Source organism: Pseudobythopirellula maris (assembly GCF_007859945.1).
In the GTDB taxonomy this organism is placed as follows: domain Bacteria; phylum Planctomycetota; class Planctomycetia; order Pirellulales; family Lacipirellulaceae; genus Pseudobythopirellula; species Pseudobythopirellula maris.
Genome location: NZ_SJPQ01000001.1, coordinates 457,829 through 482,742, shown reverse-complemented (window position 1 = coordinate 482,742; position 24,914 = coordinate 457,829). Strand labels below are relative to the sequence as shown.

At 67.4% G+C, this 24,914-nt stretch carries 19 protein-coding genes; 4 read left to right on the top strand and 15 right to left on the bottom strand.

Annotated features, from left to right (window positions below; genetic code table 11):
- The first annotated feature begins 225 nt into the window (after nucleotides 1-225).
- The 4 genes from lipA (at nucleotide 226) to Mal64_RS01765 (ending at nucleotide 4,260) form a co-directional block, all read left to right on the top strand.
- The gene (gene lipA / locus Mal64_RS01780; RefSeq protein WP_146396152.1) at nucleotides 226-1,206 is read left to right on the top strand and encodes a lipoyl synthase; all 981 of its coding nucleotides are present in this window, start codon (nucleotides 226-228) and stop codon (nucleotides 1,204-1,206) included.
- Nucleotides 1,203-2,198: a hydantoinase/oxoprolinase family protein gene (locus Mal64_RS01775; protein ID WP_146396148.1), complete on the top strand. Its 996-nt coding sequence runs from the start codon at nucleotides 1,203-1,205 to the stop codon at nucleotides 2,196-2,198. Before lipA ends, Mal64_RS01775 begins: the two co-directional genes overlap by 4 nt.
- A 72-nt stretch (nucleotides 2,199-2,270) precedes the next feature.
- On the top strand, nucleotides 2,271-2,876 hold the full coding sequence (locus Mal64_RS01770; protein WP_146396144.1) for a hypothetical protein: 606 nt from the start codon (nucleotides 2,271-2,273) through the stop codon (nucleotides 2,874-2,876).
- Between the two features lie 646 nt (nucleotides 2,877-3,522).
- The gene (locus Mal64_RS01765) at nucleotides 3,523-4,260 is read left to right on the top strand and encodes a PEP-CTERM sorting domain-containing protein (RefSeq protein WP_197525339.1); all 738 of its coding nucleotides are present in this window, start codon (nucleotides 3,523-3,525) and stop codon (nucleotides 4,258-4,260) included.
- On the opposite strand, the gene Mal64_RS01760 is transcribed toward Mal64_RS01765, so the two are convergent.
- From Mal64_RS01760 to Mal64_RS01695, 15 genes are all read right to left on the bottom strand, one after another.
- Nucleotides 4,202-5,350 carry a S1C family serine protease gene (locus tag Mal64_RS01760; protein ID WP_146396136.1) on the bottom strand — a complete coding sequence of 383 codons (1,149 nt, stop codon included), beginning with the start codon at nucleotides 5,348-5,350 and terminating at the stop codon, nucleotides 4,202-4,204. The genes Mal64_RS01765 and Mal64_RS01760 overlap by 59 nt on opposite strands.
- Entirely contained in the window at nucleotides 5,347-6,396 is a 1,050-nt protein-coding gene (locus Mal64_RS01755; RefSeq protein ID WP_146396133.1) for a S1C family serine protease, read from the bottom strand. The genes Mal64_RS01760 and Mal64_RS01755 overlap by 4 nt, the downstream gene beginning before the upstream one ends.
- Nucleotides 6,396-8,180, bottom strand: a complete 1,785-nt coding sequence (locus Mal64_RS01750) for a S1C family serine protease (RefSeq protein WP_146396128.1) — start codon at nucleotides 8,178-8,180, stop codon at nucleotides 6,396-6,398. The genes Mal64_RS01755 and Mal64_RS01750 overlap by 1 nt, the downstream gene beginning before the upstream one ends.
- Nucleotides 8,177-9,472, bottom strand: coding sequence for an NPCBM/NEW2 domain-containing protein (locus Mal64_RS01745; RefSeq protein ID WP_197525338.1), 1,296 nt, complete (start codon nucleotides 9,470-9,472; stop codon nucleotides 8,177-8,179). Before Mal64_RS01745 ends, Mal64_RS01750 begins: the two co-directional genes overlap by 4 nt.
- Nucleotides 9,469-10,509 (bottom strand): hypothetical protein, encoded by a 1,041-nt coding sequence (locus Mal64_RS19575; protein WP_197525337.1) that lies wholly within the window; start codon nucleotides 10,507-10,509, stop codon nucleotides 9,469-9,471. The genes Mal64_RS01745 and Mal64_RS19575 overlap by 4 nt, the downstream gene beginning before the upstream one ends.
- Before the next feature lie 134 nt (nucleotides 10,510-10,643).
- Nucleotides 10,644-11,432, bottom strand: a complete 789-nt coding sequence (locus tag Mal64_RS01740; RefSeq protein ID WP_197525336.1) for an anti-sigma factor domain-containing protein — start codon at nucleotides 11,430-11,432, stop codon at nucleotides 10,644-10,646.
- Entirely contained in the window at nucleotides 11,419-12,057 is a 639-nt protein-coding gene (locus Mal64_RS01735; protein ID WP_146396120.1) for a sigma-70 family RNA polymerase sigma factor, read from the bottom strand. The genes Mal64_RS01740 and Mal64_RS01735 overlap by 14 nt, the downstream gene beginning before the upstream one ends.
- 14 nt (nucleotides 12,058-12,071) lie before the next feature.
- The gene (locus Mal64_RS01730) at nucleotides 12,072-12,692 is read right to left on the bottom strand and encodes a hypothetical protein (RefSeq protein WP_146396116.1); all 621 of its coding nucleotides are present in this window, start codon (nucleotides 12,690-12,692) and stop codon (nucleotides 12,072-12,074) included.
- Between the two features lie 141 nt (nucleotides 12,693-12,833).
- Nucleotides 12,834-14,285, bottom strand: a complete 1,452-nt coding sequence (locus tag Mal64_RS01725; RefSeq protein ID WP_146396114.1) for a hypothetical protein — start codon at nucleotides 14,283-14,285, stop codon at nucleotides 12,834-12,836.
- 219 nt (nucleotides 14,286-14,504) lie between these two features.
- Nucleotides 14,505-16,712, bottom strand: coding sequence for a DUF4175 domain-containing protein (locus Mal64_RS01720; protein WP_146396112.1), 2,208 nt, complete (start codon nucleotides 16,710-16,712; stop codon nucleotides 14,505-14,507).
- Between the two features lie 22 nt (nucleotides 16,713-16,734).
- Nucleotides 16,735-19,188 (bottom strand): vWA domain-containing protein, encoded by a 2,454-nt coding sequence (locus tag Mal64_RS01715; protein ID WP_146396110.1) that lies wholly within the window; start codon nucleotides 19,186-19,188, stop codon nucleotides 16,735-16,737.
- Nucleotides 19,185-21,452: a BatA domain-containing protein gene (locus Mal64_RS01710; protein ID WP_261342158.1), complete on the bottom strand. Its 2,268-nt coding sequence runs from the start codon at nucleotides 21,450-21,452 to the stop codon at nucleotides 19,185-19,187. The genes Mal64_RS01715 and Mal64_RS01710 overlap by 4 nt, the downstream gene beginning before the upstream one ends.
- Nucleotides 21,453-21,570: 118 nt before the next feature.
- On the bottom strand, nucleotides 21,571-22,659 hold the full coding sequence (locus tag Mal64_RS01705) for a DUF58 domain-containing protein (RefSeq protein ID WP_146396104.1): 1,089 nt from the start codon (nucleotides 22,657-22,659) through the stop codon (nucleotides 21,571-21,573).
- On the bottom strand, nucleotides 22,625-23,632 hold the full coding sequence (locus Mal64_RS01700; RefSeq protein ID WP_146398679.1) for an AAA family ATPase: 1,008 nt from the start codon (nucleotides 23,630-23,632) through the stop codon (nucleotides 22,625-22,627). Before Mal64_RS01700 ends, Mal64_RS01705 begins: the two co-directional genes overlap by 35 nt.
- A 208-nt stretch (nucleotides 23,633-23,840) precedes the next feature.
- A complete protein-coding gene (locus tag Mal64_RS01695) occupies nucleotides 23,841-24,905 on the bottom strand; it encodes a prenyltransferase/squalene oxidase repeat-containing protein (RefSeq protein WP_231993553.1) in 1,065 nt (354 codons plus the stop codon).
- Nucleotides 24,906-24,914: the final 9 nt, after the last annotated feature.

Below are 24,914 nucleotides of genomic sequence, written 5' to 3'. Positions count from 1 at the left end.
GCCGGGGCGCCTGCGATTATTGCTAGGAACCGCATACTCCGCAAATCGTACGCACCGAAAGATGCACCGTTTACTGTATGCGTTAGCAACGGTTGCGCTCGTCGGCGTTTTAGTCGGAAATGGGACTAGGGATCCACTCGTCTCTGACGACATGCCACTAACCACATAATGGCGGTGGGCTTAAGATACCCTTGGTTCCTAAGCCCCATCGTGGTCTCCCTTCCTATGCCTACCGCGACGCCCCGCGACTCGAAGACGACCCGCCCCCGCCTGCCGGAGTGGCTGCGCTCCAACCTGCCGAGCGGTAATGCGCTGGCGGTCTACAACCGCACCAATAGCGCGGTCGAGACGGGCGCCCTCCACACCGTGTGCGAGGAGGCTCGCTGCCCGAACATCCACGACTGCTGGAGCCGCGGCACGGCCACGTTTATGGTCGCCGGCAAGTCGTGCACGCGCGGCTGCCGGTTCTGCAGCGTCGAAACGCTCAAGAGCCCCCCGCCCCCCGAGGCCGAGGAGCCCGAACGGCTGGCCGACGCGGTGGAGCGGATGGGTCTCAAGTATGTCGTCATCACCGTCGTTGACCGCGACGACCTGTCAGACGGCGGCGCCGGGCACTACCGCGCTTGCATCGACGCCGTCGAACGCCGTGTGCCGGGCATCGGCATTGAACTCTTGGGGAGCGACTTGCGGGGCGATCTTGAAGCGCTCCGCACGCTCCTCGAAGGGATCCCCCTCTCGGTGTTCGCCCACAACGTGGAGTGCGTGCCGAGGATCGAAAAGCAGGTGCGCGATCCACGGGCTTCGTTCGATCAAAGCCTCGCCATATTGCGAGAGTCGAAGCGGCTCAGGCCCGACCTGCTCACCAAAAGCAGCCTGATGGTCGGCCTCGGAGAGACGGACGAAGAGATTACTGAAGCGATGCGGCTCTTACGCGGCGCCGACGTCGACCTCCTCACGCTAGGGCAATACCTCACACCCGGCCGCCCCAACGAGCGGTTCTTGCCCGTTGATCGCTATGTGCCGCCCACCACGTTCGACGGCTGGGCCGATGAGGCCCGCGCTATGGGCTTCAAGGCGGTCGCCTCGGGCCCGATGGTCCGCAGCTCGTTCCGCGCCGGCGTGCTGGTCGAGGCGGCCCGCTCCGGTCGCCCGGTCGAGGAGCTGCTCGCCATCGACAACGAGCCGAAAGTCGTGACGCTCGGATGAGCGCCGCCTGGCTTGGCGTCGACGTCGGCGGGGCGAACCTCAAGGTCGCGACGGCCGACGGCTTCGCCCGCAGCGAGCCCTTCGACCTCTGGCGCCGACACAAGCGGCTCGGCCGGCGACTCGCCGAACTCTTTGCCGAGGCCCCGACGCACGACGGTTACGCCGTGGCGATGACCGGCGAGCTGGCCGACTGCTACGCGACCAAGGCCGAGGGGGTACGCCACATAGTCGCCGCCGTGGTGGAGGCTGCGGGGGGCCGGCCGGTGCGGTTCTACGGCGCCGACAGCGGCTGGCGCGACGCCGACGCAGCCATTCAAGCGACCCGGCTCATCGCGGCCGCCAACTGGCGGGCGTTGGCCGATTTCGCCGCCCCGTTTGTGGGCCAGCGACCGGGGTTGGTGATCGACATCGGCTCGACGACGACCGACATCGTGCCGGTCGTCGCCGGCAAGGCGGCGCCCGCAGGGCTGAGCGACACCGAGCGGCTGTTGGCCGGCGAACTCGTCTACACGGGCGTCGCTCGCACGCCCCTGTGCGCCGTGACGCCCACGCTGCCGTACCGCGGCGCCGAGTGCCCCGTAGCGGCCGAGTGGTTCGCCACGACAGCCGACGCCTGGACGCTGCTTGCCGAGAGCAACGCGGCCGACGGCGAGAAGCCCGCGGCGATCTCGCGGCTCGCCCGCTGCGTTTGCGCCGATACGGAGGAGTTCGGCGCAGCCGACGCCAGAGCCGCCGCTATGCGAGTGACGGAGCGTCAAACCGATCAGGTCGCCGAGGCGATTGAGAGCGTGGCGTCGCGGCTCACCGAGGCGCCACGCGTCGCGGTGCTCTCGGGCGATGGCGCCTTCCTGGCCGAGCGTGCTTGCCGCGCGGCTGGCTTCGGCGACGAGACCGAGTGCGTGCGGCTCGCCGAACGCTTCGGCAAGAACGCGGCCCGCTGCGCCCCGGCGTTCGCTCTCGCCCAGCTGGCCAGCGAGTCGGCGTCGCTGTAGCGTGACGGGCTGGCTTTTCTCGGGCTGCTGAGCAGGCCCCTCCACTAATCCATGCTGGTTGGCGAAAGCTCTGTGACGATCGAAGTCGTAAAGGTCGGCGGCGGCAGCCTCGCATCGCCCGGTTTTCCCGCCAGGCTCTCTGCTTGGCTCGACGCCGAGCGGGCCGCACGGCCCAGCTGGGAGCGTGTGCTCGTCGTCGGCGGTGGGGCGGCGGTCGACGCGCTAAGGGAGATCGATCGCGTGAGCCCGCTCGACCCGGAGGTCGCCCACTGGGAAGCGATCGAGCGGATGGTCTCCAACGCGCGGCTGGTCGCCTCTTGGCTGCCGAGCGTCGCGTGGGCCGATTGCTACGAGCGCCTCCCGTCGGGCGATCCGGCAGTCTTGCTCTTCGACGTGCGGCGATTCCTCCGCGAGATCGAGCCCCGCCTGCCAGGGCCCAAGCTGCGGGCCAGCTGGGACGTGACGAGCGACTCGATCGCGGCCCGCTTGGCGGGCTGCCTCGACGCTCGGCTGACGCTGCTCAAGCCGCCTGGGTTCTTGCGGCATTCCGTGCCTGATCAAGCTCCGCTAAAAGCCACCTGGGCGCCATGGGACAGCCGGCTACAGCGGCTCGTCGACAAGGATTTCGAGCGGCACGCCGCAAAGGTCGCGGCGATCCGATTCACTACGGTCGAGTGAGAACCGTGTGGAAAGGATGTTGGCAGATTCCACCCAAGTGGCTGACAAGGCTGCAATGGCCCTAAAAAATCGCACGGAAAGCTTGACATCATGCCCGCCTCGCATGATACTCAGCACATGCCAGCGGTTGTGGCAAGAGATTTTATACTAGCGTTTGAGCCGATTTTACGGCCGACGCCACTCCAACGAAGCGACAAGAACTAATCCAAAGAGCGGCAATCAAGATCTTCTCTCCGAGCCTGCCGGCTCGTTGGAAGGTCATGGTTGCCGCTCTTTTTTTGTTGATGACTAAAATTTGGCGGTCATCGGGCAGCCCCAAGGGGTAGTCCCAGGATCACCCAACGTGACTTAAAGATTCGATCGATGCGTGCGTCGAGCCTCACGGCGGCGCGCGTTCAGCACGCTCAACCCAGCCACAACGGATACTGCTAATCCAAGCAAGCGGTCGCAAGTTTTCCCCCACTCGACGCCAAGAACGGCGCGCGAGCTGAAAGGGAATACTGGCGACCGCTTTTTTTGTCGCCGTCCGTTGTTGGCGACGCCTCTCTTTCTCGACACCAAAGGCCCTCAGCAGGAAGCGATGGCCATGCGGATTTTTATCACTCGGAACTCAATACGAATCCTACTACTTCTCAAGGCACTCCTTATGATCTCTCGATTCGCAGTGACCGCCGGACTGGCCGCTTGCCTGACGCTTTGCATGTCGGCCTCGGCTGCACAGATCAATATCATCCTGAACGACGTCGACCTGCAGTACGGTCAGAACGGCACGACCGGCCGGATCGACGACGTCGAATTCACGAGCCCGGGTGGCGGCAATCTCGACCCGCAGGAAGCCGACCCGCTCGAGGCTGTCACTTACGAGCTTGGCGGTCAGCACGTGTTGTCTCAGGTGAAGGTCCTTGGCGCCGATCCCGATCCGCTCGTCATCAGTGATGACACCCGGCAATGGATCGACGTGAACATCGCCCAGATCCTTCCGCCGTCGTTCCCGCTGAACTCCTACGAGACCGGGGTCGGCAACTCGGGTGGTGGGTTCGGCGTCGACCTGTTCACCTCGGACGGCTACAGCCTCCGCCTTGGCATCGATACGATCGACATGATCGCGACGCCGGGCGTTTGGTTCTGGACCGCCACGGCCACGTTGCTGAGCCAAGACCTGCCCGGCAATCTGATGTTCGTCGACGACCAGATTACGCTCTCGTACACGGCCACCCTGCCGGCGCTTCCCCTCGGGTCAACGACCACCGATTTCATCGGCGGCTCCGGCGCCATGACCATTTCGGGAGAGGGCGTGATTGTCCCGGAGCCTGGTACCGTGCTGCTTAGCTTCCTGGCCCTGACGGGCTCGGCGATGGTGACTCTGCGTCGCCGCTGGGGCTGATCTCGCCCTCGCGGTCGAGAGAAGCGGCCGCACGGCGGGACTGCTGATCCACAGGGCGGCGGGCGAGCGTGATTTCGATCACGGCTCGCTCGCCGCCTTTTTTCTTTTCTAGTGTCAGCCGGAGCTGCTGACCGGCGTCAAACTCGCCGACTTGCCGCCGGTAGTCGCGCACCGAGGCGACCGGCGCGTCTTGGACCTCGACGATCGCGTCGCCCGGTTCGGCGCCCGCCTGCTTGAGCGGGCTTTTGGCGTGCAGCCCCTCGATGGTTGGCGGCGTGGCGTAGGGCGATCCCTTCGGCAAACGAACGCCGACCCAGCCGGCGTGCAAGTCGCGGCCTTGCTGCAGGGCTGGCAGCCGTGTCTCGATTTGGTCCCACGCCACGGCGAAGCCGATGCCCGAGTCGTGCCACCCCACGCCCCCGTCGCCCCCGGGACCGGGCAACGGGGTCACCAGCCCCAGAACCCCGCCACGCACATCGAGCAGCGGCCCGCCGTAGTTGGCGGGCGAGACCGCGGCGTCGGTCTGCAGGGCGACGCCCTCCATGCGGCCGACGGCGCTGACGACCCCGACCGACAGACTCAGCCGATCGACACTCCACACCCGTCCGACCGCCACGGCCCACTGGCCGGGGACCCCGTTATTCGCGGGGACGAAGCCATGGTTGGGGGTCGCCCCCTCGGCCTTGAGCAAGGCGATCGCGCGATGGTGATCGATCGCCACGAGGCGGGCGGGCAGCCGCGCGCCATCAGGCAGGGTGATCAGCGTAGCGGCCGGCGACCGGTCGTCTTGATCGGCTCGCCGAGCGAGCTCTCCCAGGCCGTATGAAGTGGTGAGCACCCACCCGTTTTCGGAGAGCAGCAGTCCGGTGAGCGGCCCGCCGTGCGGGGTGAGCGCGTCGCTGGCGGCGCCGCCGGCTATGCCGACATGCTCGACCCGAACGACACAACTCGCCACACGCGCGGCCGCGGCGCGGAAAGCCTCTTCTTCGAGCTCGGGCAAACCCCCACCGGTCCCGTTGCGGGCGACCAGCACCAACGCCGCCCAGGCCGCCCAAGCCGCCAACCGGCGCGTGTTCGCGAAAGGATTCACGGCGTTGCCTCCGGTGCGGTGGCGGGGACTCCCAGACGCAGAACAACCAGTTCGCTGCCCCGCTGGATGGTCAGCTCGATCTCTTCGTCGGACGTGGCGGCGATGCGTCGTCGGGCTTCGTCCACCGTGGCGACCGTGTGGTCCCCTACCATCAGCAGCAGGTCGTCTGCTTGCAGCCCCGACCTGTGAGCCGCCGAGTCGGGCTCAACGTGATCGACGTATGCGGGCGCTCGCGGGGTGATCTCGGGGATGAGCGTTAAGCCGAGATCGGGGAGCGCGGGTCCGATGGCTGTCTGAGGATCAGACGCCTGGCTCGCGCCTTGCAGCAGTCGCTCGGTCGCGGTGGCGAGGGTGGCGGTGGGGATCGCGTAATTGAACCACGCCCCGGTCACGTTGCTCTGGGCCTCTTTGCCGATGAGCCCCAGCAGCTCGCCGTCCAAGCCAACTACCGCTCCGCCGGCGGCCCCCGGGTTGCTTGTCACCGCGTCGAGGACGATCACCTCGCCGGTGTGCCGCGCGAGGTGCGAACTACGCGACGCGTTCAGCCTCGCGACAGCCGCCGCCACGCCGCGCTGCACACTCGCCGCCTCGGCGCCGGTGGCGATGCCAAACGCGTTGCTGACCGCCAAGACGCGTCGGCCCGGTTCGGGGAGTGGCGCCGACGGGTCGAGCTTGTAATTGGCGAGCGGCTCGGCGGGGGCGGTGAAGGCGTCGACCTCCAGCAGCGCTATCTCGAGGATCGGATCGGTCGCGACGACTCGGCAAGTGAAACGCCGGCCGAAAGAGTCGACCGCCGTGGCGCCGCCCGATTCGAGCACCGGGCTGTTGACCGTGAGCACAAGACCCTCGCCGCCGATCACAACGCCGGTCTGGTACGCCTCCATGCCGCGCAGGCCGCCCGAGCCGAAGAGTTTGACGACCCGCCGCTGGGCGTGGTCGATCGCCGCGCGATACGGATTGGGAGCGATCCTTCCGGCCGACGAATCGGCTGCTGCTGGAGAAAACCCCAAGAGCAAGAGTAGGAGTGCGAGGCTGATGGTTCTCACTAGCGTTCGTTCCCTTCCGTGGCGGAGTACGCGTCGACTTCGAGCTCCGCAAACCGCACGGCGCCGGCGTCGGCCGTGAGGCGGTGCGGCAGCAAGCGGCCGGTGGCTGAATCGGTCCGCCAATCTTCGAGCGCCACACGGCAACCGTCGCCGGCGCCGTCGACCTCGCTGCGAAGGCCAACGATGCGCGTCGCGCCTTCGCGGAGCGATTCAAAATAGAATTCGCAACGCACGCCGCGGTGATTGGTGACGATCACGTCGAGCGGCGTTTCACCGGCGCGGAAGGGGAGGGCGCCGTGATAATGGGACTCGTCGAAGCCGGCGAGACCCTCGGCGAGCAACCGCCCCAGGGCCGAGAGCCCGGCGAGCAGTCCGCCCGACCCGGGGGGCGCCAGCGCCAGCTCCCCGCGCAGCGGCTCATCGGTGCGGACGAAGTAGCGGCCCAATGGCGATCTCCAAGTCGCCTTGGATTCGAGCAACGCGACCGTCACCTCGTCGCCACGACCATCGGTCGCGGTGATCGACAGCGGTCCAGGGGCGGAAGCCCCCAGCGCTGCGCAGCGCTCCATCAGAGTGCTGCTGGCCAAGCGATTGAAGTGATGGTTCGCAAAACCTTCGCGGGCCTCGTAGTGAGGTCGCCAATCGGCGATGCCCGCCGGCTCGGCGCCGCGTTCGGGGAGCGCAGCGAGCTGCTGCTCGACCGCTTCTCGCAGCTCGCCGGGAGCGTGACGCTCGGCCAAGCGGACTTCGAGGGCGAGCCGGCTCTCGCCGCGACGCAGTTCGACCAGCACCGGCCAGCGAGCGGGCAGCACGCCCAGGGCGTTCTGCAACGCGTTGGCCGAGGGCGTGTCGCGGTCGCCGAGCCGTAATATTTCATCGCCGTACCGCAAGCCTCGCCTCTCGGCGTTCGAACCGCTCTCGATGGCGTCGATCACCACGGCGGCGCCGCCGTGCGGGCCTTGGCCGATCGTCCGCGCGGCTGCGCCGAGCGAGGCGTGGTCGACGATCCGACCCGCCTTGAGTTGTGGCAGGAACCGCATCGCCTGGTTGATCGACACGGCGTAGCCCACACCCACGTTGACCCGGCCCCGTTTCTCGAAAGAACCGCGGCCGTTGATCCCAATCAGCCGCCCTGCGGCGTCGAACAGCGGTCCCCCCGAGTTGCCGGGGTTGATCGCCGCATCCGTTTGCAGGCAGTCGGCGTACTCTAGCAGCGAGCCGGAGGGGTACTGGTAGCGACCCACGCCCGAGACGACGCCAAAAGAGACGCTCGGCCGAAAGTCGTCTGCCAGCAAGAAGGGGTTGCCGACGACCAACGCCTCGTCGCCCACCTCCACACGGTCGCTGTCGCCGATCGCGGCCGCTCGGAAAGGGCCTTCGCCAAGCAGCTTGATCAGAGCCAGGTCGCCTGTCGGGTCAAGGCCGACCAAGACCGCGGTGTGCAGCCGGCCGTCGTCCGTGCCGCAATGCATCACCGGCCCGCAGGGGGCGACGACGTGGAAATTCGTGAGCGCGTAGCCGTCGTCCGAGATCACCACGCCCGAGCCGCCGCTCTCGCCCTTCAAGTCGAAGATAGCGAGCGTGCTATGCGAGACGCGCTCGACGACCTCAACGCGGCTGGCCTCGGCCTCGAGCACCGCGGCTGGAAGATTCGACGCTGGGGGAGTCGCGACGCGCGATGGTTCGCTGGCCAGTGCCGATGCCGCGAGCGACACGCATGCCCCTGCGCTCAGCGCCCCAGCAAAACGCCGCCAGCGGTCGTTCGATTTCTCTCGAGTGCTCAACGCAGCAGCCTCGCGTCGGCGAAGTGGACGTAGTCGCCTGTGTCGAGATTACGGCCGAAATCGACGACGATCTTGAGCCGGCGGATTCCCTCGATCGGAACGTCGATGTCGATTGGCGCCTCCTGGCCGTGAACGCCGAAAGTGGCGAGTTCCTCGCCGTCGCCCAGCAGTGTGACCACGGCGTCGCCCGAGGCGGCCGTGGCGGGGTCGATGCCGACTCGCGTCACCAGCGAGCGGTAGCCCGGCGGCAGCTCAAACACCGTCTCGCCCCGGCTACGCATGGCGAGGCCGTGGGTGTAAGTCTCGGTGATGCTCAGGCCGTACTCGTCAAACGACCGCAGAGTGATCGGCTGCGTACGGAACGATTGATCGGTGCGGTAGCAAACCTCCGCATCGCCAAGCAGCGTTAACGGCTGCGACCCGACCCACGGCGCCCACCGCGAGGCGGCGACCGGCAGTTCGCTCAGCCAGAGCAGCTTGCCGGCGGAGAAATCAAGGCGTCGGGTCAAGCTGAGAGGCACGGAGAACTCGAAACCGAGCGTGCTGCGGGCCGTGAGCCGCTGGCTGGCCGCCTCGTAACGGATGGACTCGGCCGAGACGTTCATCGCGTGTCGGCCGATGATCCGTGGACCCTCGGCCGTGGGGGCGGCAAGCTGTTCATCGGAGCGGAAGAAAACGACGCCGTACACACGCGACAGCGGCACAGCGACGCGATCGCCGTCGAGGTTGAAAAGGATCTGGTCGGCGCCGATCGACTCGACAACGCCTTCGACCGAGTCGATCGAAGCGCCGTTACGCCTGCGCACCACGAGCAAGTCGCCGCGCGGCCGCGAAGCGACCAGGTCACGCCAAGTCGCTTCGATTGAATCGGCCTCCAGCGTGTCGGCGAGAAGCGGCAGCCGCAACGCGGTGACCGAAGCCATCGGCACACGCAGCGATTCGCCTTCCGAACCTTGCAGCGGGCCGTCTAGTAGGCAATCGTCACTTACCGATTCGGCACTTGTGAAAGGTAAACGCGAACCGTCTATGAGCCAGACGGCGCCCAGGTTCTGCTCGCCGTCGGTATCCCCATCGGCGGACGCGAGGATTTGCGTCTCGAGCACCTTGTCGAGTTCCCAACGAACCGTCGAACCCGTAGAACGGACAACAACGGCGTTGGCGTCGAGGCCAACCAGGTCGCCGCGTGTCTTATCGCCGGAGAGGGGCTCGACAAGAACCTCGGCGGCGAAGGCGTTCGCCGCGGCAAACGCGACTAGGGTCGCGGCGAAGAGCGACCGATGCGGGTAAATCATGGCTCGTTGGCCCCCGGCTCCTCGGCGAGCGTGCGGTAGTAATCTTCGATCAACGAGCGGTAGTGGCTTGGGAAGTCGCGGCCGATCGACTGGGTGACGCGCTCGCGTTCGGCCGGCGGCAGGGAGCCCCACTCGCCCCCCTCGACGAGTCGGCGGCGATCGACCTCGCCTTGCCCTTTTAGCTCGCTCGGTCGGCTGTCTTCGGCGGGGCCGCTCGGCGACGCTCCGCCGCCCGATCCCATGGCCTGTTGCTGTTGTTGCTGCTGCTTCTGTTGCTCTTCGAGCTTCTCGATGAGCTCGTCGAGTTTGGCGATCACTTCGCGCTGGCGTTCGACCTCGGGCTCCTCGCCCTCGCCCAACGCGAGCCGCCGGCCGACGCCACGCATCATGCGTGAGACCGTTTCGATCTCGCTGCGCTGCTCGTTTCGCTCGGCGTCGCGTTGAATCTCTCGGGCCACATAGCGCCACCGCAACGGTAAATCGTCTTCGGCGGCGAGCAGCCGGGCGGCGTGTTCTTGGGCGGTGTCGTATCGCATCGCTTGCTGCGCGGCGGCCGCTTGCAGATAGACCATCAGGCCGGGGGCGGCGACCGCCTCGTTGCGCACGCCTTCGAGCCAGCCGAGGCATTCCTCGAAGTAGCCGGCGTAGAACAGCCGCTCGGCGTACCACAGACGGAGGTTTTGGCTGGACGCGTCGCCAGCTTGCTGATGCTGGGTGAGCCACTCGGGCGGCGCCTTCTTCGGATCGCTGATCGGCCCGCGATTCGACGCAAGGAACGACGAGAACCGTGGATCGATCGACGACGTTGATTGTGCCGAGACGACCTGATGGGCCCAATCGACTAGTTGGGCCGAATCGTCGCCGGTCACGCCGCTTCGGGTATAGGCCTGGGCGTCATCCTTGGCGATATCTTCGGCTGAGTCCGCCCGCTGCGCGGCGGCGATCGTAGGGAACAAGAGGGCCGCCAGCACGAGTGCACCCCGAGCCGTCAGCTTGAGTCCGGCCGAGAGCGTCCTGCTGGTTTCGACTGGCGGCATAGGAGTCGGGCGTGGCGTAACGGATAGAGCGGTCGCCGCGGCAACCTGAGCGACGACACAACTATTATCCGTCAAATCTGCGTAACGAACAACGTGAACTCGCCACAGGCCGTTTCGCCCTTCCACAAAGGGCGTTACTCCTCGGCCAACGGGACCAAGCCCACGATCTCGCCCGCCGGCTTATCGCGGGCGCCCGGGGGCTCATCGGTGATCTGGGCCTCGGTCCAGCCGGCCGGCGGGTGGGCGACGTCCAGCACGGCCAGAGCACGGCCCGAGCCGAACGTCTCGAGCGAACCCAGCGACCTCCAGCCGCCTTCGGTCGTGTGGGCCCACAGCCGCAACTCGTTGCCGGGCGAGGGGGCCGTGACGCCCGACACCACGGCGTGCAACTGTTCGGCGAGCGGGTCGTAAAACAACGCGATGCGTAGCCCCGCTTCGGCGCCCGACGCGCGGAACGAAGCCTGACGTGTTCCTGGCGTCTGGAACGCCCCCTCGGCTTCCGCCACGCGGCGGCGCCACTCTTCCACGCGACTGGCGTGATCGGCGACTTGCTGGGCCGTTGGTTGGGGCTCGGAACTCGGCCAGTTGGCGACTCCCGCGCCCACGATCACGGCGCCCACAGCGGCCGCCAAGTACGGGGCATAGTCGCGCCAGCCCCGTCGCGGGGCGGATTGAAGCGGGAGTGCTGGCGAAGGCGCCTCGGCTTCGATGCTCGCCAGGATCTGGTCACGCAGCGCGCTCGGCGGATCGATCGGCCCCTGGGCTTCGTCCATCAGGGCGACGGTTTCGAGCATCCGATCGAACTCATAGCGGCAGGCGGTGCAGCCGGCGCGCAGGTGTTCCTCCACCGCGGCGGCTTCGTTGGGATCGAGGGCGCCGAGCGCATGGCCTGCGAGCATCTCGTTGACCTTATTGCAGTCCATCGACCCTCCCCAATGCATCGAGCGCGCCGCGCATGCGTTGCAGACCTCTGCGGATGCGGGTCTTCACCGTGCCGAGGGGGGCTTCGAGTCGCTCGGCGATCTCGCGGTGAGTGAGTCCTTCGTAAAAAGCCATTTGCAAGGCGGTGCGTTGTTCGGGATCGAGCCGGCCGAGCGCTTCTTGGATCACCCGTCCGTGCTCCTCGGCGATTGCTTGCGAGGCGGGGCTGCCCAGCGACTGCTGCGATTCGGCGAAGGCTTGGTGGTTCACGCCCGCTTCGTGGGTTTTCTCGCTACGCTTCGTGACCGAGCGGATGCGATCGATCGAGCGACTGCGAGCCATCGTTAGTAGGTACGAACGAAACCGGCCGCGCTCGGGATCAAAACCGTGGGGTTTCCGCCAGATTTCTAAAAAAACGTCGGATACCAGCCCTTCGGCGTCCGCCGTGTTGCCGAGAACCCGCAAGCAGAGACCGTAAACCATCCCCGAGTGACGGTCGTAGAGCGTGGCCAACGCGTCTTGCTGACCCTCACAGACGCCGGCCATGAGCCGATTGTCGGACAACGCCTCGTCGTCGACCAAGCCGGTAGACGTGGCGGCGCATGATGTGGGGATAGGGTCTGCCATGCCGAACGCGTCTCTCAGGCCTCATCACCAGGGACGGGGACTTTGTCGGACGTGGCCCCAGGGTCCCAACTAACAAGCAGGCTTCTCACCTGATCGGTCATCCAGCACCCCTCGTGCTCGCCGTGCTGCAAGCCGAGGACGAAACGGTACTGCGATATTGTACCTTGCGAGTCGACCGCTGTGACGAGCACCACCGCGTTGTCGCCTCGCACCGCGGGCGCCCCCACGATGAAGCGTTCGCACACCACCATCGGGCTGTAGAGCGGGTGCAGCAACATCTGGGCGAAATTGGGCAACGGGCCCGTGGCGGCTCGGTTCAGCGGCGAGGCGAGCGCGAAGACCCGCCGTGCGGCGTCGTGATCGTTGCGGAAATCACTAAGCGCCTGCATCTGCAACCGCACTACTTCGTTGGGCCGCAGTTCGGGCGAGGGGCGCCAGCGATCAACGGCCGTCGCCTCGGCGTCGGGCGAAGCCGTGTGGGCATCCGCTGCAACGCCCCGTTCTTTGCCCAACCGCAAGCCGACGCCAAAGCCGACCACGATCACCAGAAGCAAAGGCAACAGCCGGAACGAGCCTCCAAGGCGCCGCAACGGCGTCGCGTGAGAGTCGGCGTCGGGGGGGATGTTGCGTGGCATCAATCTGAGACTAGGAGCCGCAAGTCAGCCGGTCAACACAAACCGATCGGTGGCGAGGCCGTGCATTCTCAATTTCTTACTTAGCGGGGAATCCAAGATCTGGCGACCAACGTAGAGCTGTTGCACGCCACTGTGCGCCGATCAATCCTGCAGCTTTTCGGTCGCTCGGACCAGCTCCATCTGTCGCGACGCCAGTTCGGCCAACGCGGCGTCGGCCTGCTCGGCGGTTTCTTCGCCAGCGAGCAGCGCGCTGCGCCAGTGCTCGGTTCGCCGCAGCACCCGCTGCTGGAGGGCGCGGATCAACCGCAGCTCGGCGATCTTGGCGACCAGCTCCGGCTCGCCGGTAGGCGATCCTGGCTGGCCGCTCTCGCGATCGGATCGCTTCTGCTCGAGCTCTTCGAGTTTGCGGTCGAGCGCCTCGACGGCGTCCGCCAGGGTGTCGATCACTTCCTGCTCTAGCCGCTGCGTGAGCTCGCCCAGGCGGGTCGCCTCGAGCCGCTCGCGGACCTCGTCCATCGTGTCGCGGGCCTGGCTGACGAGCAGCGGGAAGGCGACCGAGGCGCCATCCTCGGCCAGCAAGAGCAGCGCCCCATCGGCCTGGGTCACGAGCGTCGCTTCACGCTCGGCCAGCTTGGCGGCGGCGATCTCGGTCGCCCGCGGGGGGCGGTCGGCTGCGTCTTGGTGGGCCTCCGCGGTTTCACGGTTGATCTCGATTTGGGCCGCGACGAGCCGCCGCAGCCGATCGACCAATTGCACTAGACGACGCTGCTGCTCTTCTTCTCGTATTTGTTGCAGCGCTTCCTCCGCCTCGCGTCGGGCGGCTTCGAGTTCGTGCTGCGCCTCGCGTTGCATAGGTTCGGCGGCCTTGGGGTCGCGTTCGCCGAGCTGCTGCTCCGCGCCGCGCATCGCCTTTTCCGCCTTGCCTAGCCGGCCGAGTGCTTTGTCCAGTGGCGAGGAGGGCGCGCTTGGCGGACCGCCTTGTTCTTGCGACTCGCCTCCGCCAGGGGGGGGCGACTCGCCGGCGGGGCCCTTGTCGAGAAGTCGCTTGGCGTCGTCGGCCAGCTCTCGTTGCAGCTTGGCGAGCCGCTCTGCCGCGTCGCCCTTGGCGCCCCGATCGCGTAGCGACTTTTGATCGAGCGCCATGCGGCCCAGTTCTTTGACGAGCTCCTCGAGTCGCTTGCGCTCGGCCTCGATCTGGGCCTCACGCGGGTCTTCGAGCAGCATGCGGAGCAGCTCGTCGAGCTCGCCGGCCAACGCCTCTTGCTCCTCGACCGCGGCGCTCAGGCGGCTCTGCTGCATGAGGCCAACCAGGTCGTCAAAGCGGCCAGCGACCGCCCGCTCGCTGGCCGCTTTGACCGCCGCGCGGATCTGCTCCGCACGCTCGGGGCTCTCGGAATCGATGGCGTCGGCGACCTGCAACGCCGAAGCTTCGAGGCGATTGAACCGCGAGGCCAACTCGGCCTGACGCGCTGTGAGGTCCTCGACCGACTGCGCCACAACAACCGGCGCTGCAAACAGTGCGACTGCAACCCAAGCCGCGGCCGCTAAACGCGAAAGGCAATGACAAACGAACTGGTTGGCGGAGAGGTGCATCAGGCTGTTTCTGGGGGCTATTTCTAAGCCAGTGATTGGCGAGTCACGGTCGATCCGACACCTGGCGATTTGAGTTGGATACAACGGACAGCCGCGACCTCAAGCGATGAGACTCGAAACAACAAATCAACAGGCGGCAAGAGATGGGTGGTTGTGTCTGCCGCGAAACGCATTGCTGCCCAGCACGAATCGGCGCCATCCACTTGTTTTTACTCCGCATTAGTCGAGCAGGAGTCGCCGCAGCCCTTCTTTGCGTGACTGCTCGGTGCTGTTCTGCACGTCGCGCTGCTCTTGGATGATGCCGCGCAAATCGGCGACCACCCGGTTGTAAGTCTCCAGCGATTGCATTTGTGTGAGCACCTCAAGCATTTGTCGCAGCGCGCTGCGGGAAGCATTGTGGGCGTTCTCGATGGCGGTGCGCCGCGTGCCCGAGCCCGCGGGGCTCTCGGCGGCGCTTCCAAGTGTTTTTTCAACATCGCTCAGCTGATCCGCAGCCACACGCTCGAGCGGACGGGCGATCCGCCGGCCGAGGCGGTCGATCAGATCACTGTTGTCGATGCGGTTGTTCATCACCTCGTCGTGGATCGCGGCGAAAGCGGCGGCCGCCGCCCGGGTTTCGCTGCGGAGCTTTTGAGCCTCGAGTCGGCGTTGGCGAAGCCGGATCGCCGCGCCCGGTGCGTCGCCATCCTCCGCGTTGGCCTCGCCCTCGGCGCCGGCGGGTGGGGCGAGGCTTTGCTCGAGCGAGAGCGCCAGTCTCTCGGTCGCCCGCGTGGTTTCTTCGAACGCACGGTTCAGATCGATCTCGCGCTCCGCCAACCGGGCGAGCAACTCGGCGGCCGAGACGACCTCGAACACACGCGGCGTGCTCGCAGCGGTGTGGGGCTTGCCGCCCAAGTCGTAGTGATCGCTCGTCGTGGCGACGATCGAGAGCGATTCTCCTTCGGCGTAGCTCGCTCGCTGTCCCTGCTTGGCGCCGCGAAGCGTGAGCAAATCGATGACCGTAGTGACAGTGGCGTCGCCCGACTGGGGGGGGGCGAGTGGCAGTTTAGCAACGGTTTCTTGTGACCCTGAGAGAGTGAGCGTCATGGACGCCACGCCGTGGTCGTCGTCTGCCGACGCCGTGGCGGTGATGCGGGCTTCGGGCGTGACCGCCGGGCCCACGCCCTCGAACGCGAGGCTCACGACCGGCGGTTCGTCGCGATCGACGCCAATCACCACCCGCATCGCCTCGGCCGAAGCGACGCCGTCGCGGTCGAGCAACGCGAGTTCGATCGTGGCGGTCTGGTGCAGGATGGAGAGTGGAATCTCGAAGCGGACGCCGCTGTCGTCGAGTTGCGCGATCAACGGCGTCGGCTCGCCCCCAGCGCCAAGCAGCACGGCGGTGAGCGATTCGAGCGGCTTGCTCGTTTCGCCTTGCAGTGTGACCGCGGTCCCCTCGGGCAGACGCGGTAGCGACGCCACCGACGCGCTGAAGGGGCGTTGCCCCAGATAGGTCGGCGGGACGCAGTCGGCTTGGAGTTCACTAACGCGCGGCCGGGCGACGGCTAACAGACGCAGCGGCCCGAGTCGGCAATCGCCTCCCCGCAGCCACAGCGTGAGGTCTTCGGTCACCGAGTCGAACCCGCGGCGGAACTTAAGGGCCTGGGCGCCCGATTCGTTCGGGTCGCCGACCCGCGCGAGCGAATCGCGTCCTTTCACACCGCTGGCGGTTGTGTATCGCAAGTCGACCACTCTCGGCGCAATGTGCCCGCCCGTCAGATCGGCGACCACGGCGAGCTCAAAGGGGCTGTCGCGGGCGACCTTACGCGCCTGGCCGGGGCCGTCGGGCGTGGGCTCAAAGCCCTCGGCAACGAGCCGCACGCGGCGCGGCCACGGTTCCTCAGCGAGCCCGAGCCGCCGCAGGTAGACGCCCGCCCCACCGGGGAACGCCAAGCCGATCGCCACCGTGGCTAACAGGACGAACGCTACGAGGGCCGACTTGCCGCCTAAGGCTCGCCAGCGAACGATCCCGAGCGGACCGACATGGTCAAGCGTTTCCTGGGCGGCGAGGTCAGTCTCACGGAGCAACGCCGGTTGGATCGCCGCCGAACGCTCCGGGTCTTCGGCGAGCTCGGCGGCGGTGACAAACGCGTCTGCCGAGGTTCCCAGGCGACGGGCGATCGCCAGCACGATCTCGTCGCGAGCGAGCGGTCTGAAGGCCGTCCGCAGTTCACGCACCAGCAGCCCCAGGCCGATCAAGCCCACGGCTGCTCCAATGGTGGCCCGCACCGTGGGAGAAGGTTCCAGAAAATAGTCGCCCAGCAGGCCGATCCAAAGCAACGCGAGCACGAACGCAATCACGCGCATAGTCAGCCGCGCCCACAACGCCCGCCGCAGCGAGACGGTGGTTTGGTCAATGACGTTCTGGATGGCGTTCTTCGTAGGCAAGGCGGGTCAATTCAGCAGTGAATCAGGCGAGGCGCCAGAAGCGGCGCAGCGTCCATTCGAGGATCAAGCAAAGGCACAGCACGCCCAGCAGCCAGGCAGAGAGCCGCCGGGCAAAATCGGCGTCGAGTTCGCCGTGGACGAAGCGGGTTTCGGCTTGCGAGGGGATCGCCTCGGCGAGCGGGGCGAGGTCATCGGCCCCATGGATCGCGGTGGGATTGTCCGCGTAGTAAGCCCCGCCGGTCGCGCGAGCGATGGACCGCAGCAGGTCGGCGTCTTGCGTGGCGCGTTTGGATTCGAGTCGCGGAGCGACGACGGTCGCTTCGGCTTCGAGCAACTCGGCCGCATCGCCCAGGGCGACCGCCGCTCGCAGGTCGCCGGGCCGATCGACGCGCAGCGTGGCGCGGTAGACCGACTCCTCGCCTTCGACCGCTTCGAGCCGCACGCTCCGCTGCGGCTGATCGGCGAGCGTGACGATCGCCGCGGCGGTCGCGGGATCGAAGGCGGCCGAACTATTGATCGATAGCCTCAGCTCGGCTTCGTCCCCCGCCTCATAACGGTCGCGGTCGAGGGCCAGGGCGCCCGCTCCCGACTGGGCGAGCAGCCGGCCCTGGGAGACGTGCCGCAGCAGGTTCGTGTAAAACGTTGTGAACCAAGTGGTGTCTTGGCGTCGCAGCCGCCAAAGCTCGGAAGTCGCGGTGTAGAACACCCGCCCGCCGCCGTAGAACTGCTCGGCGAAGAGCACGCGGCGGCCCTCGGTTTCGTCCAACGCGTAAGCGTAGACCGTGGCGGCCGGCTTGGGCTCGGCCGAGGGGACAACGCGGTAGAAGCCGGGGAAGGCGTTCCAGCCGGCTGCTCCGCCAGCGGCGGCGTCATTCGTGAAACCGCTGGAGAGACGCAAGAACTCGCTCGATTGACCGGCCGGGGTCAGACGCACCGGGCTCGGCTTGTCGGGCGGGAGCGTGTGACTGGCGAGGCTCCAGGCGACGTTGACCGGCGACAGCCGGGCGACCACGGCGTCCTGATCGCCGAATCGGGTCCGCGAGGCGCCCACGGCGCCCGGCTCGATGATCAGCCCCCCGCCTCGACGCGACACCCACATCTGCAGCGTCTCGATCTGACGCGCGGTGAGCCGCGACCAATCGGGGTCGAAGGCCACTACCGCGTCGTAAGCGTCGATCTCTTCGAGCTTGCTCGGGAAGGCCTCGAGCACGCGGTTGGCGTCTTGCGAAACGGCGCCGGCGGCCGATTGCAGCAGCACGTCGGCGACGAACCGTTTGTCACGGTGCAGTTGATCGCGGACAAAGTGGAAGTCGCGCGTCGGCCCGCCGGCGAGCAGCAGTGTTTTGGTCACGCGGTCGACCACCGCCACGTTCGCCGAGCGAAGGTTGTCGTCCGTCGACGACTCTCTGAGCGAAGAGGCGACAGTCGCCTCGTAGACCCAATCGCCCGGCTGGTCGGCGGTCGCCGTAAAGTGGGCCGAGCCGATCGATTCGCCGGGGGCGAAGCGTACCGCCTCGCGGCCGACTTCGGTTGTGGCGCCTGCCGCCCCTTGGGGCAACGCGGCGCGGCGTCGTAGCGTGACGACCGGTTCGGCGCCGAGCAGGCCCGCGCCCGACTCGGGGTCGAGTCCCTCGGCGGCCACAGAGACCGTGATCGCCATGTCGTCGCCCGGGTAGGACTTCTTGGGCGCCGCGACCTCGCGCAGCACGAGGTTGGGCGCCACGACCAGCGGTCCGTAGCCGACGGCGTGGATCAGCACGCCTCGCTCCTTGGCCGTACGAGCCGTCGCCATGGGGTCGGGCCCGGTGGTGTGGCCGCCATCGGTGAGCAACACCAGCCCTGCAAGGCTCGCGCCGGCGTGCTGAGCGAGCGCCTGCTCGATCGCCCCGCCCAGCCGGGTCTCGGCGCCAGCGGGACCGAATGGCGAAGGCTCACCGGCGCCGGAGGGGTCCTCCTCGGGTGGATTGATCGTTCGCAAGCGATCGGAAAACGTGGCGAGGCTCACCCGGTGTCGCTCGGCAAGTCGCTCGACAAGCCCGGAACGCGTGACCAACGCGGCCGCCGCTTCGCTGCGTGATTCGCTCGCACCCGAGGGGGTTCCGCTGGGTGCGTCGCCCGGCGCCGCGTTCGGAGAGGCCATGCTCAGACTGTTGTCGATCAGGATCACTACTCGCGACGGTTCACGGACTTCACGCACGCTGCGCCGCTCGACGCCGACGACCGCGCCCACCGCGGCGGCGATCGCCGCGATACGCAACGTGGTGAGGGTCGCCAGCCGTGCGGGGCTCGATGCGCTGCGCTCGCGCCATGTGAACCACACCGTGGCGATAACCGCAGCCGCGAGTGCAACCAGCGCCACGGCGAGCAGCACCGGCTGGTCCGCCAGCGTGTCCCAGCCGAGCGTCTCGTAGCGCAGCCAGGCGTCGCCATCGGCGGTGGTGTCGGACGCGATGGCAGCGCCGATCGGCGTACTCATACCCGCCCCCTCACGGCAGAGGCTTTGGCCGGCCTGGCCTGCACGTAGCTGCAAGCGTTGCTCAGGGCGCGCTCGCCAGCCAGGGCGGCGAGCAGCAGCAGGCCGAGCCACGGACCGAGCGAGGCATTGCGGGTGTCCTTGGGCCAGTCCAGAAACGCGTCGGCCGTGACGACCGAAGCGCGACCACCCGCAAGGCTCGCCACCTCGGCGGTAGTGGTCGAAGTGAGATCGCCCTCGCTGGGCTCGACATTGACCGCCGTCCACCGCGGTTGAGCGACGCTGCGAGCATGGCCGCTGGCGGTGGCGGCGGTCGGTTGTGCCGGGTATTCGATGCTGTAGATCCCGCTCGACAGCAGCGGGGTGGAGTGAGCGGCGGAGTCAGCGGCAGGCGAGGGGGGGTCGAGTGAAGCGGCAGGGGATTGGTCGGGCGGTCCGCCGGCGTTTGCCTGCCGTGCGGCGACGGCGCCCTCAGCGAGTCGCGTTCCGACCGTCAAGTCGCTCTCACGCGTGCGGCCAACGGCGAGCCAGCCGGCGATCTCGTTCACCAAGATCGGGAACACCGGTAGCGTGGCCAAGTTGCTCCAGGCGGGCGCCGCGGCGTCATTCGGAGGACGGGCGGTGGTGGTGAGCATCACGAGCAGTCGTCCCGGCCCACTCGTCCGTTCGAGGATCAGCGGGGCGCCGTCAGCCGTCTGCGCCAGCACACGGTAGCCTCGTTCGGCCGGGGCCGATCCCTCCGGTGGTGCTTCTGCCGGCCGCAGGTCCCAGCGCATCGCCATGCGAATCAACGGCAGGAAGCCGTTGCGTTCTCCCTGGAAAGCCTTGAAGAGCGGATGCTCGCGCAGAGCGAGGGGCGCGGCGCCGTCGGGGGGGGGGGCGACTTGCGTCGGCAAGTCGAGTCCGATCGGCAACAGCGGCGTTTTCGCATCAGCGAAGATCCTGCGGCCGAGCGCGCCGCGGTCCGCATTGGGCCCGAGGCAGATCAGCACGCCGCCGCCATCGGCGAGATAGGCCCGCAGCTTCGCGGCGGCGTTGGAGTCGAGTCGCGTGGGGTCGAGCAACATCACGGCCGCCGCCTGCTCGAGACCGTCGAAAGCCGACGGGTCGTCGTTCGCACGCGGCTCGGGTCGCCAGCCGGTACGGAGCGATCCCTGCGGGCGGAGGGCAGCGGCGAACACCCGTCCTTCGGCGCCCCCCGACGAGCCGTCGACGAGGAGGACCTCGTGCGACTCGGGCAAATCGACCGCCAGGAACCGTCGGTTGTCGGCCGGCACGGCGTCCGCATCGAGGCGGGCGACGAGCGTGTGGCGGCCCGGTGTGGCGAACCTCAGTGGCGCCTGCCGGGTGACGGTCTCGCCGGCTCCGATCGTGTCGAGCGCAACAGCCGGCAGCGCCGCCCCGTCGCGCGTCAGCCGCACCACCACTCCTTCGGCGTCGATGGCCGAGTGGTTGGTGACCGACAGCCGGAGCGTCGCCTCGACCCCCGCTGCGCGGGCGCCCGGCAGCAGTCGCAACTCGCTGAGCGATAGGTTGCCGCGTCTGTCCGGTGCACAGTGGACGAATCTCGGCTCGGCCCCTGCGGCCGCCTCGTCGACCAACTCCGCTAGCTCGTCAGCCGTGGTGAGATCTTTCTTCCGGAAATCGGAGACAACATACAGATTGGTGTAAGAAGCTTCGCGGTCACGGTTGCTAATCGCCGCCAGCCGGCGCAACGCCTCGGCGGGGCCGACGGCCGTTTGGCTAGGTCCGCGTTCCTCGAGCAGTCGGACGCGTCGTCGCGCTTCCTCCCCACCGAGTGGCGCCGCGGCGAACATCTCGTCATCTGCGGCGTGTATCAACTCGGAGAATCGGACCGTCGTTACCTCGCCGGTCGCGGCGGTCGGCGGCGAAGCGATCCGCTCGGCGACGGCCACGGCCGTACGCCACACGTCGGCGTCGGTCGAGTGGTCGGCCATCGAGAAACTGTCGTCGACCAACACGAGTGTCCGCGGGGCGGCGCGTTGGAACCAGTCGGAGAGGCCCTCCTCGGCTTGCAGCCCGCCGAGCAGGCAAGCGGCCAGCAAGATGATCGCTACGCGCATCGCCATCAGCAGCAGTTCTTTGAGCTGCACCGACGAGCGGTGCTGCTGGTCGCTCTCCAGGAGGAACGCCATCGCCGCCCACGGGATGCGTTTCCGCCGGCGCAGGTTGATCAGGTGCAACAGCACCGGCGCCGCCGCCGCGGCGACGCCCAACCAGGCCAACATGGGGAAGAGGAACGACAAGGGGATTACTGTTCTCGCAGGGCTTAGGGTTCTTAAGTGCTTCTTTTAACCACGGATTTCACGAACCGCACGGATTGGATAGCCACGCCCCTATGTGTGATAAGTAGTTCTCTAAGCATCAGGCGCCAGGTCGGCTGGTCGTGGGGAGCGCGCGGCGTGAGCGCGCGTCGCGGCCGGCCAGCAGGGCGCCAAGGGCCGCGTCGATCGGCTCGCTGGTGCGCATCAGCAGGTAGTCGGCTCGTTGGCGCCGACAGGCCTGAGCCGCCCGCTGGAGGAACGAATCCATCGCCTTGAGGTACCCCGCCCGCAACGCGCGAGGGTTCGCTCGCACCTGGTCGCCCCCTTCGAGGCCGACGAATTCGGCGGGCTCGTCGAACGGGAAATCGAGCTCGTCGTCGTGCAGCACGTGCAGCACCACCAAATCGTGGCCACGGCTGCGCAACAGGGCGAGGCTCTCGGCGAACGCCTGCAGATCGCCCAGCAGGTCCGACAGGATCACCACCACGCCGCGCCGAGGGATCTCGGCGGCCACGGCCCGCATCGCCCTGGCCGCCGCGTCTCCCTCCGGTTGCGGGGAGGACGCAGAAGAGGACGCTTCTGGCTCGGGGGCGAGTGCTCCGGCGATCGTCATCAGGTGGCCGTGGTGCGAGCGGTGCGGCGCCCGCCGAGTGAGATCGTCGCCAAAACCGACGCAGGCGACCGAGTCGTTTTGCTTGAGCATGAGGTGGGCGAGCGCGCAAGCCGCGATCGCCGCGTGTTCGTGCTTGGATCGCCCCCCCTCCGCGGCGTCCTTCGCCGCGCCGCCCACGAGCGTTTCCGCGCCGTAGGACATGCTCGGCGAGCAGTCGACCAGGAGCGTGCCGCGGAGGTTCGTGTCCTCCTCGTATTGCTTGACGAAGAGCCGATCGCGGCGGGCCCAAACCTTCCAGTCGACGTGGCGGGGGTCGTCGCCGTGGGCGTACTGGCGGTGCTCGCGGAACTCGAGCGAGCGGCCGAAGTAGGGGCTGCGGTGCAACCCGCCGAGCAGGCCCTCGACCGTTTGCCGGGCGCGCACCTCCAAACGGCCCACGCGTCCGAGCGTGGCGGAGAGTTGGTCGGCGTCCAGCTTGTGGGGCACGGCCTTCGGCGACGCGGCGCGTCGTTCGGGTGACGTCCCCTTGGGCGCCGACCCTTCAGGACGCGAGTAGTCCGCGGAATCGGGGGTCATTGCTCAGGGCGTCTTCGCGGGTGGGGGTCGATTCGATGAGCCGGTCGACAAAGTCGTCAGTCGTCAGCCCCGCGCTCTCGGCGACGAAGTTGAGCACCAAGCGGTGACGCAGCACCGGCCGGGCGAGCGCCTGCAGGTCGTCGACCGCGACACACGGCCTGCCGTGCATCAACGCCCGCGCCTTGGCGCCGAGAATCAGAAACTGCACGGCTCGCGGTCCGGCGCCCCAGGCCAGTTGCTCGGCCGCCTCGGGGATCGCCTCCGGCTCGCCCACGCGCGTGCCGCGCACCAGGGCCACCGCGTAACGCGTGAGGTGGTCGCTGATCGGGGTCCGCCGCACGAGCGACTGCATCTCGAGGATGTCTTCGATCGAGAGCACCGGCTCCGGCGTCGCCGAAGAGGCCGAGGTCGTCCGGCGGGCGACCTCCACTTCCTCGTCGAACGAGGGGTAGCGGACCAACGCCTTGACCATGAATCGGTCTTGCTGCGCTTCGGGCAGCGGGTAGGTGCCCTCTTGCTCGATCGGGTTCTGCGTGGCCAAGACAAAGAACGGGTCGGAGATTAAGTGCCGCATCCGGCCGACCGTGACCTGGCGTTCCTGCATCGCCTCGAGCAACGCCGCCTGGGTTTTCGGCGGGGTGCGGTTGATCTCGTCGGCCAGGATCACGTGCGAAAAGATCGGCCCCTGCAGGAAACGCATGTCGCGTTTGCCGGTGGTGCGGTCCTCCTCGATGATGTCGGCGCCGGTGATGTCGGCGGGCATCAGGTCGGGGGTGAACTGGATCCGCGCGAACGTCAGGTTGAGCGACTGAGCGAGCGAACTCACCAGCAGCGTCTTGGCAAGGCCCGGGGCGCCCTCCAGCAGGCAGTGGCCGCGGCAGAAGAGAGTGAGCAAGATCAGGTCGATCACCTCCTCTTGTCCCACGATCACGCGGCCGAGTTGCTCTTTGACTCGCACGATGGAGTCTTGCATCTTGCCGGCGGCCGAAGCGTCGACCCCGCCCTCGGCGCCCGGTTCGTCGTTCGCGTCTTGATCGTTCAAAGCTTGATCGCTCAAAGAAGGACCCCTCGAAGGAGAGCAGCGGTGTTTAGTGACGGACGAATCGGTCGGGACGAGAAGCAATCGGTAGGAAAAAGCTAAGTGCTTGCCGCCCCAACCGCCACCATTCGGCATTGCTAGTTTATCGGCTGTAAATCGGCAGTGTCGCGTTGTCGAGTTGCAGGATGATCAGGTTCAGTGCGGTCGTATAAACGGCGCCGATGTAGCCTTGGTTCCAGGAGTAGCCGCGGCCCTCGGGCGTGGCGACGCTGGTCGCCTCGCGCACCAGCTTGCGCTGGGTGACGCGGCGGTAGGTTTCCCACGAATCGCCCCCCTCGCGGTAGCGGACCTGTGAGTAATAAAAGTGGGCGTAGTGCCAGTGGCCGTAATTGCTGGCGTTTTCTGGGCCGAGGCGGGTTTCGCAATACTCCATCATACGCGGGACGAAGTTGTCGTCGTACTCGCCGGCGCTGTAGAGGCAGGCGATCGCGGCGGCGGTGATCGCCGGGCGGCCGCCGCCGCCTTTCGAACTGTATTGCACCCCGCCGTCAGGACGCGTGCAGCGGTGGATGTAACGAACCGCTTTGTCGATGATTTCCTTCGGCACGGCGATGCCGGCGTTGCGACAGCTGCGCAAGGCCTGCACTTGGGTGATGGTGGTCGAGCCCTCGTCAAAGCCGTTGCCGTCTTTGGCGCTCACGTAGCCCCAGCCGCCGGCGGCCGTTTGCGCCTTGCCGGTGAAGACCACCGCCGATTCGAGCACGCGGATCAGTTGCTCCCGGCGCTGGGCGTCTTCCTCTTCACCAAGCACTTGGGAAAGAAAGAGCATCGAGAAACCGTGCCCGTAAGTGTAGCGGTCGTCGCGCAACGGGTCGCCGATCAGGCCGTTGGTGCGGCTTTGGCTCACCAGGTAATCGACCGCCTTGCGCAACTCAGCGGCGTACTCGCCACCGTTGGGCGTGGAGCCCTCGCTCATCAGCGCCAGGCCGCACAAGGCGGTCATCGCCGCCGGGTACTGCCCCTGAGCGCTCCAGGCGCCCAGCCGGTTCTGCTCGCCAGCCAGCCAGTCGAGCCCCCCCTCGATCACGCGGTCGATCTCGGCGTTGGCCGCCAGGCAGGGCGACCCGACGGCGATCGTCAGCGCCAGCGACGCAGCGATGATCCACCGCCATCGCGTCTGTTCGCTATTAATGCCGATTCTTGGCACGGCCGACGC